Annotated in this window: 15 protein-coding genes; 6 read left to right on the forward strand and 9 right to left on the reverse strand. The window is 42.0% G+C overall.

The annotated features are described in order from the left end of the window. The first annotated feature begins 1 nt into the window (after position 1). From L4C54_RS14385 to phoU, 5 genes are all read left to right on the forward strand, one after another. Positions 2-1,018: a PstS family phosphate ABC transporter substrate-binding protein gene (locus L4C54_RS14385; RefSeq protein WP_428808814.1), complete on the forward strand. Its 1,017-nt coding sequence runs from the start codon at positions 2-4 to the stop codon at positions 1,016-1,018. Positions 1,019-1,173: 155 nt separating this feature from the next. Further along, positions 1,174-3,363 carry an ABC transporter permease subunit gene (locus L4C54_RS14390; protein WP_428808726.1) on the forward strand — a complete coding sequence of 730 codons (2,190 nt, stop codon included), beginning with the start codon at positions 1,174-1,176 and terminating at the stop codon, positions 3,361-3,363. A gap of 42 nt (positions 3,364-3,405) precedes the next feature. Next, a complete protein-coding gene (gene pstA, locus L4C54_RS14395; RefSeq protein WP_428808727.1) occupies positions 3,406-5,052 on the forward strand; it encodes a phosphate ABC transporter permease PstA in 1,647 nt (548 codons plus the stop codon). A 2-nt stretch (positions 5,053-5,054) separates the two neighbouring features. Then, positions 5,055-5,873, forward strand: coding sequence for a phosphate ABC transporter ATP-binding protein PstB (pstB, locus tag L4C54_RS14400; protein WP_428808728.1), 819 nt, complete (start codon positions 5,055-5,057; stop codon positions 5,871-5,873). A 41-nt stretch (positions 5,874-5,914) separates the two neighbouring features. Beyond that, complete coding sequence (gene phoU / locus L4C54_RS14405) at positions 5,915-6,613, forward strand: phosphate signaling complex protein PhoU (RefSeq protein WP_428808729.1); 699 nt, start codon at positions 5,915-5,917, stop codon at positions 6,611-6,613. Positions 6,614-6,654: 41 nt separating this feature from the next. Here the strand turns inward: phoU and L4C54_RS14410 are convergent, their stop codons facing one another. The 9 genes from L4C54_RS14410 to L4C54_RS14450 all read right to left on the reverse strand — a co-directional run bounded on the left by L4C54_RS14410 (position 6,655) and on the right by L4C54_RS14450 (position 13,052). Next, positions 6,655-7,143, reverse strand: a complete 489-nt coding sequence (locus L4C54_RS14410) for a hypothetical protein (protein WP_428808730.1) — start codon at positions 7,141-7,143, stop codon at positions 6,655-6,657. 51 nt (positions 7,144-7,194) lie between these two features. Further along, positions 7,195-7,704: a hypothetical protein gene (locus tag L4C54_RS14415; RefSeq protein ID WP_428800989.1), complete on the reverse strand. Its 510-nt coding sequence runs from the start codon at positions 7,702-7,704 to the stop codon at positions 7,195-7,197. 113 nt (positions 7,705-7,817) lie between these two features. Then, positions 7,818-8,327 carry a hypothetical protein gene (locus tag L4C54_RS14420; protein ID WP_428808731.1) on the reverse strand — a complete coding sequence of 170 codons (510 nt, stop codon included), beginning with the start codon at positions 8,325-8,327 and terminating at the stop codon, positions 7,818-7,820. A gap of 36 nt (positions 8,328-8,363) precedes the next feature. Further along, complete coding sequence (locus L4C54_RS14425) at positions 8,364-8,891, reverse strand: porin family protein (RefSeq protein ID WP_428800987.1); 528 nt, start codon at positions 8,889-8,891, stop codon at positions 8,364-8,366. Positions 8,892-9,177: 286 nt separating this feature from the next. Next, positions 9,178-9,732, reverse strand: a complete 555-nt coding sequence (locus L4C54_RS14430) for a porin family protein (protein ID WP_428808732.1) — start codon at positions 9,730-9,732, stop codon at positions 9,178-9,180. A gap of 128 nt (positions 9,733-9,860) precedes the next feature. After that, positions 9,861-10,787 (reverse strand): LysR family transcriptional regulator, encoded by a 927-nt coding sequence (locus L4C54_RS14435; RefSeq protein ID WP_428808733.1) that lies wholly within the window; start codon positions 10,785-10,787, stop codon positions 9,861-9,863. A 57-nt stretch (positions 10,788-10,844) separates the two neighbouring features. Next, positions 10,845-11,588 (reverse strand): copper homeostasis protein CutC, encoded by a 744-nt coding sequence (locus L4C54_RS14440; RefSeq protein WP_428808734.1) that lies wholly within the window; start codon positions 11,586-11,588, stop codon positions 10,845-10,847. Positions 11,589-11,764: 176 nt separating this feature from the next. Beyond that, positions 11,765-12,061, reverse strand: coding sequence for a YebG family protein (locus tag L4C54_RS14445; RefSeq protein ID WP_428800983.1), 297 nt, complete (start codon positions 12,059-12,061; stop codon positions 11,765-11,767). Between the two features lie 76 nt (positions 12,062-12,137). After that, positions 12,138-13,052, reverse strand: coding sequence for a LysR substrate-binding domain-containing protein (locus L4C54_RS14450; RefSeq protein WP_428808735.1), 915 nt, complete (start codon positions 13,050-13,052; stop codon positions 12,138-12,140). A 110-nt stretch (positions 13,053-13,162) separates the two neighbouring features. Between L4C54_RS14450 and L4C54_RS14455 the strand changes: the two genes are divergently transcribed. Then, positions 13,163-14,131: a TDT family transporter gene (locus L4C54_RS14455; protein WP_428808736.1), complete on the forward strand. Its 969-nt coding sequence runs from the start codon at positions 13,163-13,165 to the stop codon at positions 14,129-14,131. Positions 14,132-14,136 lie beyond the last annotated feature (5 nt).

The raw sequence follows: 14,136 nt of genomic DNA on the forward strand, positions 1-14,136 counted from the left end.
GATGAAATACGCGGCTTATCTATTATTGGCACTCTCTATGAGTTCACTCACTGCTCAAGCTGAAGAGGTAGTGCTTGAAAATAAGAAACTAATTACGGACGAAAGCCGTTTAGTTGCCGATAAGAAAACGCTAAAACCGTATAAAAAAGTGCCAAGCATCTCGGGAACAATCTTATCTGTTGGATCTGATACTCTCGCTGGAATGACAACGTTATGGGTAGAAGAGTTCGAGGAACAATACCCAAGTATTAATGCTCAAGTCCAAGCGTCAGGTTCATCTACGGCTCCACCTGCGCTAACGGAAGGTACGGCGCAATTTGGTCCTATGAGTCGACCAATGCGAAACCGAGAGTTGGAAGCATTTGAGCGTGAACATGGGTACAAACCCACCGAGCTAAGAGTAGCGATAGATGCCATTGGTGTGTTTGTTCACCGTGATAACCCGATCAGTGGACTTAACTTTTCACAGCTTGATAGTATCTTTTCCGTAACTCTGCGGTGTGGCGCAACCGAGCGTGTATCGAGCTGGTCTCAATTGGGTCTAGATTACGATTGGGCTCAAAGACGAATGCAGTTGTTTGGTCGTAACTCTGTTTCTGGCACCTATGGGTACTTTAAACAAAACGCGTTGTGTAGTGGCGACTTCAAAGATAATGTTAATGAACAACCAGGCTCTGCCTCTGTTGTTCAATCAGTCTCTTCGTCTATAAATACAATTGGTTACTCTGGTGTTGGCTATCAAATATCCGGCGTTAAGTTGATTCCAATATCGAAAGCCGGACAAGATTTTGTGGCCCCAAGTTATGATAATATTTTGTCAGGTAAGTACCCACTTTCACGCTACCTCTATATTTATATAAACAAACACCCAAGTCATGCACTGACACCAATAGAGCAAGAATTCATACGCTTTATTTTCTCTTCACAGGGGCAGGCATTAGTGAAAAAGGATGGCTATATCCCAATCAGCTCTGATATAGCACGACAAGAGTTAAAGAAAATTGGCGTAGAGTATTAGAAGTTATGGCTAGGCGATTAATTACGCTTTAACAGCTCATAATTGATTATTTACCACCTTACGCTTTTTTGTTTTCAGCGACTTAGCTTGTTTTGTAATATAATTGTCATCAAAGTGAAATATTCTAATTACCTTAAACCTAGATAGAGAGTTCCATGCCCAGCGCCGACTTTTCATTAAAAGAGCCAGATAGAAAGCGATTTATCAAAGATCGTGTTGTTCGTCTATTGGTCTCTTGTGGTGGTGTTGGAGTCTTAGCTGCGTTGGTACTGATATTTGTTTATTTAGCTTTGGTGGTATTGCCACTCTTTTCTGATGCCAATATCGAATCTAATCACTCTTCAAATATTATTGACACCCCTGAGTCTATTTCGATTGGAATCGATGAATACGGTGGGCACGCCTATGCTCTTTCTAAAATGGGCCAACTTGATTTCTGGTCTTTAGACGGCTCAAAGTCCGCCCATACCTCTTTTTCTATTGCCGATGACATTAGTCTATATACAAAAAATAAAAAGCCTAATGGCTGGCAAGCGGTGATTGACTCTTCAGAGCAGCTGTTTCTATTTAGACCCCAGTTTTCGAATAATCAAAGTCGAAAGGGTGGCAACTTCACTCCCAACGTTGAAAGTTATGATTTGATAGAGGGGATGAATTTAACCCATTCCACCGATTCGTTATCTCAGTTTGATTTTGCTATCAATGAAAAACTGCTCACTTTAGTTGGATATTATGAAAGTGGTATGGTGTTGGTTCGATGGAACGATGGGACTAAGGTTCATGAGTTTCGTTTCAACTCGCTTCTTCCCCATTTAGAACAGCTGATCCTGACCCCAAGTGGTGAGACACTTTATATGCGCAGTGGATCTGATCTGGTGGTTGCACAAAAGCAAAACCAGAAGTTTGTGGTGCGTGAAGTGGTGGACCTTAGTCAAGGTACGAATAAGCACTCGGTATCCAATATTGATTTACTTTCGGGTGCCTATTCATTGCTTGTGACACATCAAGACGGTTTAGTCTCTCAATGGTTTGATGTATTGAGTGATGGAGAGCGTAGACTGACATACATCCGAGAATTTGAGCTCGCCTCACAACTTGAGTTTCTACTCCCAGATACGTTTCGTAAGGGCTTTTACAGCTTTTACACCAACGGCAGCTTGCAAAGTCATTACACAACTAGTGAAAAGTTGGTGATGTTTGAGCGTCCCTATCAGCAAGCGCCAACGCTAGCGGCAATGTCGAATAATGAGAAATATCTTCTGTCATTGACGGGTAATGAATTGTCCGTTGCGCTTGTTAATAATGAGCACCCGGAAATATCGTTCTCTTCGCTTTGGCACAAAGTCTGGTATGAAAGTTATCCTGAGCCTCAATATACTTGGCAAACCACGTCAGCTAATGATGATTTTGAAGCCAAGTTCAGCCTAGTTCCCATCGCATTTGGCACATTGAAAGCAGCGGCATTTGCGATGCTGTTTGCCGTCCCTATCTCGGTATTTGGAGCGATATACACGGCGTATTTCATGTCAGAGAAAATGCGACGAATTGTGAAGCCATCTATCGAACTTATGGAAGCTTTCCCTACTGTTATTATCGGATTTTTAGCCGGTCTTTGGTTCGCGCCTATTGTTGAAACACATTTGTCTGCCGTTATTGCACTACTCATATTCTTACCACTCTCTACGGTGGTAGTTGGAGCAATATGGCACGTATTACCGAGTAAATTTGTTTCATTGTTTCCCAATGGTTGGCACGGATTAATTTTGATGCCAGTTCTTGTCTGTCTCGTTATCGCTATTTTATCCCAAAGTGCCGCTTTAGAGCTGTGGCTATTTGATGGTGATGTCCGTATCTACTTGGCAGATATTGGTGTCGATTTTGATCAACGAAATGCGCTTGTGGTTGGCTTTGCAATGGGCTTTGCTGTCATACCGACAATTTTTACGATATCTGAAGACGCAATTTTTTCGGTTCCTAAGCATCTATCTGATGGTTCTTTGGCTCTCGGTGCAACACCTTGGCAGACTCTAATCTACGTGGTTTTGTTAACGGCTAGCCCAGGGATCTTTTCAGCCATTATGATGGGGCTCGGGCGAGCGGTAGGTGAAACCATGATTGTATTAATGGCAACAGGGAATACACCAATTTTGGATTGGAATATTTTAGAGGGAATGCGAACACTTTCAGCAACGATAGCGGTGGAAATGCCGGAGTCCGAAGTTGCTAGTACTCACTATCGAATACTTTTCTTAGGCGCGTTGCTGCTTCTTATGTTTACCTTTGCTGTGAACTCAATTGCCGAATGGGTAAGGCAGAGGCTACGGGAGCGTTATCGTGCGCTGTAATTATTATATGTATCTAACAATAAAAGCTAAAGCAGAGATGCCATGTTGAGGTGGTTGAAGTCGGGCGCGCCTTGGATATGGCTAACAGGTGGAGCTGTGAGTATCAGCTTACTGTCGGTGATGGGGTTGATGCTGCTTATCGGTTGGAAAGGGCTATCTTATTTTTGGCCGGCTCCGTTATATCAGTGGCAGACACAAGACGGTGAGATTCTAGTCGGTCAACTGTACGCTCAAGAGTATGTGCCGATCACTCGACTACAAGCGATGAACTTGACGCTTCCTAGCAATAAAGAAGCTGATGATTTGGTCACGCGTTACAGTATAAAAGTCGCAAACAGAGAGCTTTACCCTGCTGATTTTGTATCGATATTAGATATAGATATTGAGCAAAAAACACAGCCTGAAGGCTGGGCGGTGATTGAGAGAACTCGGAATGGTGATTTTTACGGTAAACCTGTCGGCTATCAAACAGAGGCAGACGTTTTATCGGAAGACTTACTTAATGTATTTTCGCAAGGGCACGCTAAAGTTGAGTTACTTCGAGTTGAGATAAACTCTGTTATTGAACGTGAATTTAAAGCGGTCAGTCGAATACTTGAACAAATGAGGCTAGATAAGCGTAAGCGAGAGCTAAACGGAACGCTTGATGAAGCCTATTTAAAAGAGTATCAAATCAAAAAACACAAACTTGACGCTCAACTAGAAGTCGCGGATAAAAACTTATTTAAACTGCGTGAGCAGCTAAATAAAGACACGTTGATCGTTGAGGATATGACAGGGCAACGCACGTTAATTCCAGTTAGCCAAATTCTTGATGTATGGTATCCAAATGAAATGAGCACAGCTGAAAAAGTGGCTCAGTGGTGCAAGCAAGTTTGGAAATTTCTATCAGAAAGCCCTAGAGAATCGAACTCGGAAGGTGGGGTGTTTCCAGCTATTTTTGGTACGGTTCTATTGGTTATAATTATGTCGATTGTGGTGATGCCATTGGGTGTTATAGCGGCGATTTATCTTCATGAATATGCAGCAAATAATGCCCTTACACGAATTATTCGAGTCGCCGTTATTAATCTTGCGGGCGTACCTTCTATTGTTTACGGTGTATTCGGATTAGGATTTTTCGTTTATACACTTGGGGGCTCAATAGATTCACTCTTGTATGCCGAACGGCTTCCTGCCCCTACCTTTGGTACGCCAGGGCTCTTGTGGTCGGCGTTAACGTTGGCTGTCTTGACTTTGCCCGTAGTGATTGTATCTACAGAAGAGGGCTTAACTCGAATCCCAAGCTCTGTTAGGCACGGCTCCCTTGCGCTTGGGGCGACTCAATTTGAAACCTTGTGGCGAATAGTATTGCCGATGGCCAGTCCTGCTATCATAACAGGGTTAATCTTAGCGGTAGCAAGAGCTGCTGGTGAGGTAGCACCGTTAATGTTAGTTGGGGTTGTGAAGTTGGCATCCAGCTTACCCGTTGATGGTGAGTTCCCATTTGTACATTTAGACCGTAAATTCATGCATCTGGGCTTTCATATTTATGATGTTGGTTTTCAATCAACCAATATTGAAGCGGCAAGACCCCTTGTTTATGCCACGTCATTCTTACTGGTGACGGTTATTATCAGCTTAAACTTAACGGCAATTAGTATTCGTAATAACTTACGGGAAAAATACCGTACCTTAGGACAAGATTAATCATGTTTTCAGTCAATCAAGCGTTGGGATATCAAACTCCTTTAGATGTGAGCAACCTAACCGAAGATCAAACAGCCATCTCTATAGAAGGGCTTAATCTTTTTTATAAAGATACCCAAGCGCTGAGCGATATTTCAATGCGGATCCCTAAGGGGCAAGTGACCGCCTTTATCGGTCCGTCGGGTTGTGGAAAATCAACGCTGCTTCGCTGTATAAATCGAATGAATGACTTGGTTGAAGGCTGTCGTGTAGAGGGGAAGGTAAAGCTACACAGTAAGAACGTTTACCACCCGAATGTGGACGTAGCTACATTGCGCCGCCGAGTCGGCATGGTATTTCAACGTCCGAATCCTTTTCCTAAATCGATATACGAAAATGTGGTTTATGGCTTACGCCTACAAGGGATTAGCAATAGTCGTTCACTTGATGACGCAGTTGAACATTCACTTCGTGCCGCCGCATTATGGGATGAAGTGAAGCATAGGTTGCATGAAAATGCGTTTGGGTTATCTGGTGGCCAGCAGCAACGCTTGGTTATCGCAAGGGCGATTGCGATAGAACCGGAAGTCCTCCTACTTGATGAACCAACGTCAGCACTTGATCCGATCTCAACCCTGACCATTGAAGAGTTAATCAATGATCTTAAAGACAAATATACGGTAGCAATTGTTACACATAATATGCAACAAGCCGCTCGGGTTAGTGATCACACCGCATTTATTCATATGGGAAAACTGATAGAGTACTCAGATACCGATTCAATATTTACATCGCCAAGAAAGACTCAAACAGAAGATTACATTACAGGTCGGTACGGTTAGAAATATCAGCACTTAGCATCAAATAGGAGAACGGAACAAGAATGAATTTTGGTCGTCACATTTCAGGTCAATTTAATGTCGAGTTAGAATCGATTCGTACCCATGTGTTAACTATGGGTGGGTTAGTTGAACAGCAACTCTCATTTGCGATGCAAGCTTTGCACAAAGATGATATTGAGCTGGCTAAGAAAGTAGTGAAAGACGATCATAAAGTGAATTCGATGGAAGTATCTATTGATGAAGCGTGCACTCGAATTATTGCTAAGCGCCAACCGACGGCTAAAGATCTGCGCTTGATTATGGCGATCATTAAGACGATTACTGATTTAGAACGTATTGGTGATGTTGCAACAAGTATTGCAAAAGTGGCAATTGAAAATCCCTCCTCTAAAGAGCAGCCGTTTCATGTTTCTCTAGAACCTTTGAGTCGCCAAGCGATTGCGATGCTTCATCAAGTATTGGACGCGTTTGCGCGGATGGATGTTAACTCTGCTGCACAGGTGTATAAATTAGACGATAAGATAGATGAAGAGTATGACGCTGTTATTCGTCAGCTGATGGCGTATATGATGGAAGACCCTGAAAATATCCCCAATATTTTGCAAGTGATGTGGTCAGCTCGTGCTATTGAGAGAGTTGGTGATCGCTGCCAGAATATTTGTGAGTACATCATCTATTTTGTGAAAGGCAAAGATGTTCGCCACTTGGGCGAACAGAGTATTGATGATGCATTACGCTAGGTTTGTTGGCATGAGTACCCTTTGAGTTAGCCAGAAGTACATTAGAAGTGGAATATTGCGCCAAGGCTAAATGAAGGTTGTGCGCCATAAGCGAAATACGCATTTCCGATTCCATATAAGTTGATATCCATTCCCGCTCGCAAACCGATCGAATCTGTTGCTTGATACACATACGCTCCACCAATACTCACACTTTCAGCTGTGCGATGTTTGGTTTCTGACCAACTATCACGTGTTCCTTCGTATTCTGCATAACCAATCTCGGCCTGAAACCCAAAGCGTTTATTTTGACCAAACATCTTTTGAACCCCCATTCGGTATGCTTTTGAAGAGTGGTCATAAACCGAGTTCGTTTCAGACATGTAATGGTAACTTCCATATACGGCCTCTAGTCCCCACACATCGGTAACACCGAGTTGTATGCCGGAACCTAGCATAATGCCAGCCTTCACTTCTGGAGAAATATGGATGCCCATTGCAGAAGCGCTGATGGGGGTAAGGAGCATTATTGGTAGAAGCAGTTTTTTCATAATATAGGTCTGTTAAGTTGGTTGGTTGCGTTAAATGACTGAAAAATCAGATTAGAACTGAAAGACGACACCGGTCGCGATCGTTGCGTAGACAGAGTGTGAATCGGTACTTTTGTTTTGATCGATGAAATTGAAATCACCACCTAATCTAAAACCAAGATTGTCATTAACAAATATGACCCAAGCAGCTGAAATACTAGCGCCTGTTGCAGCGCCATAGCGAACTTCATCGCTGGTATAAGAGTTACGGGTTCCTTCGTACTTAACAACCCCTGCTTCTATTTGAAGTGATATATTAGCGGCAGGTATGACTGGAAATTGCCCGCCTACACGGTAGGTTTCTAGGCGAGTATGTGACCTAAGTATTTCAGATGATGTATGACTGTAAGAGGCGTAAAGAGCTTCTAATCCAAGCGTATCAGCTAAGCCATATTGAAAACCACCACCAGCGACACCAGATCCTAAATGAGGCCCGATTCTAAAATCTGGTGATATATGGATAGTATTAGCTAATGCATTAGTCGAAACTAGCAATATGATTGAGAGAAAAAGCTTTTTCATAGTTGATACCAATAAATTAGGTGTAACAGTTCCTCCCCTTTCAACGTAATGGAAAGGGGATAGAGCAAAATATTTGAATTTTTAAGTGAGTAACTTAATTAGGGTGTGCCGTGCTAGAAGTGGAATACGACACCAGTCGACAGCATTGCGGAAATATTTTGATTAAAATCCGTCTTATCTTTGTCTAAATAGTTAAAGTCAGCACCTGCTCTAAAGCCGATGTGATCATTGATAAATATCACCCAAGATGCCGAAATACTCGCTCCTGAATCTTCGGTATAGCTGGTATGCGTGCCCCAAATATTGTCTTTACTACCTTCATACTCAACGACGCCTACTTCAAGCTGTAAAGCCATTTTTGGTACCGTAACTAATTGGTACTGCCCACCTACACGATAGGTTTTTAAGCGATCTTTGTACGTCAAGAAATCAGCAGATGTGTGGCTATAAGAAACATAAATAGCATCTAAACCATATATGTCAGCAAGACCAACTTGAATACCCCCACCTGATATCCCTGAACCTGTGTAAGGTCCAATTCTCATGTCTGGAGAGATGTGTACGTTGTTAGCCAAAACGCTCGATGACACTAGTAGCATCAATGTGATAAGTAGCTTTTTCATAGGAGTATTCTCGGTAATATTTCTTAAGGCGCTAGACTAGAACTTATAACCAACAGTAAATGACAGTTGATCGACATAACTATTGACACTGCCATCCTTCAAATTGATGAAATCAAATCTAAGATCGGAATAGAAGTGATTGCCAATATAAGCGCGGGCACCAAAACCAAGGAAGATGTTTGAATCTTTCCAATCACCCCCTAGATGCTCTTCTTTATGGCTGGCGTAGCCGATAGCACCGTAGGGCTTCACTGTGAAATCTGTTAAGTCGAAAGCGTAACCAATGTCAGCGTCCATTTTGAACGTACTAGCATCAAAGTCAGTACCGTGGAAGTCACCACTGCCCTTACCGACAGATACATTCATACCAACGATGTTGTTGAAGTCGTAACCGTATTCGAGCTTTAGACCATTCGAAGAATACTCATCGGAAAATACGCCGATAGAGTCTTCTACATCTGTTTTATTGAAACCCAGACCAACGCGGTGGCCCTCAAGTGTGTTTGCTAAAACAGGCGCTGAAATAAAAGATGCAATTAAAAGGGGGGTTAACGCTATTTTCATGATTTACTCTCAAATGATAATTAAGACTCTTTCCATGAGCACTCTCCATCCTATAGGCGCTATCATATTTTTATTGAACACTGTTTTCTAATAGTTTAATTACTATCTTGTAATAAGCCCTGCTTATTAAGCTTATTTTAGAATAGGGAGAGAATAAGTAATTAAAATGGAAGTATTTGGATCGGTTCTATAAAAAAGAAGCACTAGATGAATGTGAATAGATTTAATGGAGCGAGTCAGGGTGTAGAATTAAAAGCTTAAAATGCCGTCCATGGCATTTTATCCATTAGAACTTATAGCCGACTGTCCAAGAGAACTGATCGTAATCAACATCGTCGATACCGTCGTTGAAGTAAGTGAAGTCAAAACGTATATCTGTATAGAAGTTTTGTCCAATTTCAGCGCGTACCCCAGTACCTATAAACAGGTTTGTATCGTTCCAGCTTTCTGAAGCACTATCTACGCCATTGGAAATTGTGTATTTCTCAGAGTAGCGTATAACGCCAATCGCACCGTATGGTTTAATGCTGAAACCATCTAGCAGAAACTTGTAACCAATATCGGTATCGAGCTTAAATGATGACCCTTCCATTTTAAAGCCAGAGAAAAATGTCTCATTATTTTGAGAATAAGAAGTATTGATACCAACGATGCGATTAAATTCGTAACCATACTCAAATTTGATACCGTTTCCCCAATCTAAAGATGAGTCAGTGTCAGAGAAATAAAGGTCAGTAGATGCGTAACCAAGACCGACGCGATGTTGGCTTTCAAAAGTGTTAGCAAGTGCAGGAGTTGAAAGAAGTGCTGCGGTGATGATGGTTGCTAAAGTTGTTTTCATAATATTACTCTCAGTAAGGGTTAGAGAACTCTTTCCGTGAGTCAGTAATTCCTGATGTGAGTAATATTAATCTCATGAATGCATTCTATCTAATTATTAAAGTTGATATTTAATATAAGCGTGGGTTATCAGTGTTTGAGCTTCTCATTGATGGCACTTTGGATAATGTCGTTTAGCCACTGAATTAGCGCACTCTTTCTGTTTCTTTTGTGGAAGTGGCTAAAAACATCGATCTCGTATGGTTTTCCATTGAAGGTCGGCTTAATTGAGCGAAGTTTCGGGTAGTTTTCAATTGGAAACAGGTTCGACTGTGGCATTATCATGTCAGTGTTCTGGGTGACATCGATGACCGCTAAGATAAGTTCAGAGCGAAAACCTACTTTTGCTTCTACCCCATAATCATTCATTATCTTAGCTGAGAGGGTGTAGTGATCATTCCAACCTCGGCTGATAACTGAGGCGTGCTCATAGCCAGCGAACTCACTTACATCACACTCTTCCTTATTAAGAGGATGATCTTCTCTTACAACGGCTCGCCCTTCTATCGCTGAAAGCTTATGAGAGTAGATCTCTTTAGAGTCGTTAATGTCATAATGAACTCCGAGAAGGATATGTCCGTTACGGATCTCTTCAAGCGTTGTTTGAGACCAAGAAAAAATCTCAACATCCGCATTAGGTGCAAACTCTTTGATCTTAAGGAACAGCGGGCCAGAAACATTGGCCAAAATGATTGGTGGGACGGCAATCGTTATTTTTTGATCTATTTTGATTGGATCAAATTCATGTACTTGGTTGAGTGATGTGGAAAGAGCATCTAAGTGTGGTGTGATGCTATCTGCAAGACTTTCTGAGAATGAGGTAGGTTGAAGTCCACCGTGTACTTTTACAAAGAGTTCGTCATCAAAGTGATTACGGAGCTTTTGTAGTGCCTGGCTAATCGCAGGCTGGGAAACAAACAGGCGTTCAGAAGCTTTTCTCATATTGAGCTCTTGAGATAGCACTAAGAAAGTTCGAAGTAGATTCAGGTCTAACTGATAGAAAAGATCTTTAGCCATAGGTTTGTTTAATTTCCATATTCAGAGCAAATACTTAACGAAGTAACCACATTATCATTAATTTGAAGGCAATTGTTTAGCGACAAGTGAAACTTTAACAGAGTCGGTTACTGGAACGATAAAGTCATCATTACTTCCCATCTTAGCTTGTTCTGCTACATAGGTCATGTTGCTGCTACGAGTGGATTTACCAGATAAGTGAACCTCAGTTACGTTCGATTGTTCAATGATCGATTGAACATTGTCGGCATTAAGTCCTGCTCCGGCCATGATATTTACTCGCCCCTTGGCAATATCAACCATATCTGCGAGTACAGACACCCCATCTTCTACAGTTGGTGCAAGTCCTGAAGTGAGTATTCGTTCACAACCTAGTTCACAGATCTGTTCAACGGCCGTTTTGTAGTCTCGGCATTGATCGATGGCACGATGAAAGGTAATGCCTAGATTGAGTGAATGGGCTTTATCCGCTAATTTTTTCGCGTTGAGCATATCAATATCGCCGCTCGCGGTGAGTACGCCAAAAACCACACCTTGTAGACCTGCTAAGCTTGCTGCTTCAATATCTAACAACATCGAATCAATATCATCATTATCGTAGAGAAAATCCCCTTGGCGAGGTCGAATCATAGCATAGACGGGAATCGTTGAAATTTGTGAAGCTTTTTTCATAAAACCAAAGCTTGGGGTTAAGCCGCCGAGTGCTAGAGATGAACATAGCTCAATGCGAGTTGCTCCACCCTTTATGGCGTTATGTAGGGATTCTAAATTATCGATACAGACTTCAATGTGATAAGTCATAGATGTGCTCTAACTAAGGTTGAATGGATATCCTAACGAGAAATATACGCTTTTATTAGGGTAATCTTTAGCGGATTAACTTTCCGTATTATTGAAGTGGATACAGATATTGATTAAGGATTAGGTAATAAAAAACCCAGAGTCAATGCTCTGGGTTTGAATGGTTTACGAGAAGACTAAGCGGCGTCTTCTTCTGGAGCGTCTTCGACAGCTTCAATCTTCTTTGCTTTTTTCGGTGCAGGCTTGCGCTTAGCGCCTAGAGCAAATAGAACTTCTTCTTTGTTCTTAGCTAGGTAAAGAGCAAGCTCTTCTTGCTTACCTTCATCTTCTAATACGTCACTTTTGCCAAGCAGTTCAAACAGCTCATCTGCCATATCCAGCATTTTGTCATAAGCGTCAGCTTCGGCTTTAGAGGTAAAAGTCATTTTCTCTTCTCCGTTGCGTTCCACCACGTACTTAACGATTACAGCCATGGTTATTCCCCTAATTAATTTGAATCTATCACTGGCTGTTTATACAGTTTAGTCTGGTTTAAGTCTAGCGAGATGGCTAATTCTGGGAGCTATGTGGTGAGTCTTTATCCACTAAATGACAAAAATCAATAAAGCTCTTGAGTAATGGACTCTGGTATTTTTCTTTATGTACCAAGAGCCAGAAGCGTCTTCTCATATCGAGGGGGAGTTTGAGTTCTTTCACTCTGCCGTCTTTGAGTGCAGATTCTGCCGCTAGGCGAGATAGGCAACCTAGCCCTAAACCTGATGAGACGCTATTGATTAATGCTTCTGTCGTGTTGAGTTCAAAAGCTTCGTGCCACTGTTCTATGCGAGGTGCAATGACTCGTAAGAAAAACTCTCGTGAACCCGACCCTGCTTCTCTAAGTATCCACTGGCTATTTTCTAATTTACTCAGCAGTGTGTTTTCTTTATCAGTGTGTGGAAAGTCGATAGGGCAGATCACACACATTTCATCTTCACTAAATTGAGTCGAAAGCAATTGTGGATGCTGAGTTTTCCCTTCAATAAGCGCAAGGTCTAATTCGTAATCAAGTAACTTTTGACATATTAAGTTTGAGTTTGAAATGAACAAACTTTGAGATAGGTGGTTTGTTTTTGTACGAAAGCCGCTAAGCAGTTTTGGTGCAATATGGTTGCCTATTGTGTCACTTGTTCCTATGCGTAGCTGACCGGTAAGGGCTTGTTCATGATTAAACAGTTCGTCGATATCATCGACACGATGCAGTAACTCATCAGCAAGAGGCAACAGTTTTAGCCCTTCTTGATTGATAATCAAACGATTATTAACGCGATCAAACAGTGCATGACCAATCTGCTTTTCAAGCTCAGACAGTGCCATACTGACGGCCGCTTTAGAGAGAAAAAGAGCCTCCGAAGCTGAGGTTAATGTTCTATGCTGGGTGACGGTTGTGAACACTTTAAGTTGTTTGAGCGAGATATTTGAAGACATAGTTTACGTTTAGTTAACTTGAACGAGTGTTCTATATAATTAGATATATTAGAACGAAATTCAAGCTTAGAATAGTTTTAAAAGTAAACCATGCTCTAAGTGAGGCGTCGATGATAAATAAAATGAAATACAGAGTAATGAACGCACCAACTCCAATGGCTGGCCTTGCTCTTGGTATTGCTAGCCTTGGTTGGTGTTGGGAGAATCTTATCGATCTACATGGTTATGGGCAGTGGAGTGGTGCAGTTATAGCGACGGGGCTACTCTCAATACTTGCCATTAAATTTTTGTTCCATAATCATCTGCTACGTGAAGATCTTGCGCATCCTGTTGTTGGTAGTGTTGTGCCGACATTTGCGATGGGAGTGATGGTTATCTCTAATTCTCTCGGTCATTTCTACGCACTTGCTGGTGATCTGGTATGGCTCTCGGCTATTGTTTTGCATGTCGTGTTTCTGGTGAGTTTTATCTATCATCGCTCACGCGAGTTTAAACTGCATCATATGGTTCCAAGCTGGTTTGTCCCACCTATTGGGATAATCGTTGCAGATGTGTCTTTCTCTGGTAACCCGATGCTACTGCCTATTGCTAATGGAATATTGCTGTTTGGTATGGTGGCTTACGCAATCATGTTACCAATCATGCTCTATCGGTTTATGTTTACCCATGAAATTCCTGACGCAGCAAAACCGACCATCGCCATTATGGCAGCGCCGGCAAGCCTTTCACTGGCAGGATATCTTACGGTACAATCGTCACCTTCCCCAGTTGTGATTAGTGTGCTGTTTGGCATCTCTATTTTAATGACCATGCTCATCTATACCGCATTCTTTAAGCTACTACGATTACCGTTCAGTGCTGGATATGCGGCATTTACTTTTCCTATTGTGATCAGTGCGACGGCTCAGTTCAAGTTGATTGGTTGGATGCAAGGCATCGGTATTGAGTCAGAGTACGTCACTCAAGTTCAATTTTTGGCAGGGTTAGAATTATTCGTCGCAACGGCCGTTGTAGGGTACGTGGCAATGCGCTATTTGCACTTTTATCAACCTCACAAAGTAATAATGAGTAATCGTTAGCCTTT

Source organism: Vibrio lamellibrachiae (assembly GCF_050337265.1).
In the GTDB taxonomy this organism is placed as follows: Bacteria; Pseudomonadota; Gammaproteobacteria; order Enterobacterales; family Vibrionaceae; genus Vibrio; species Vibrio kyushuensis.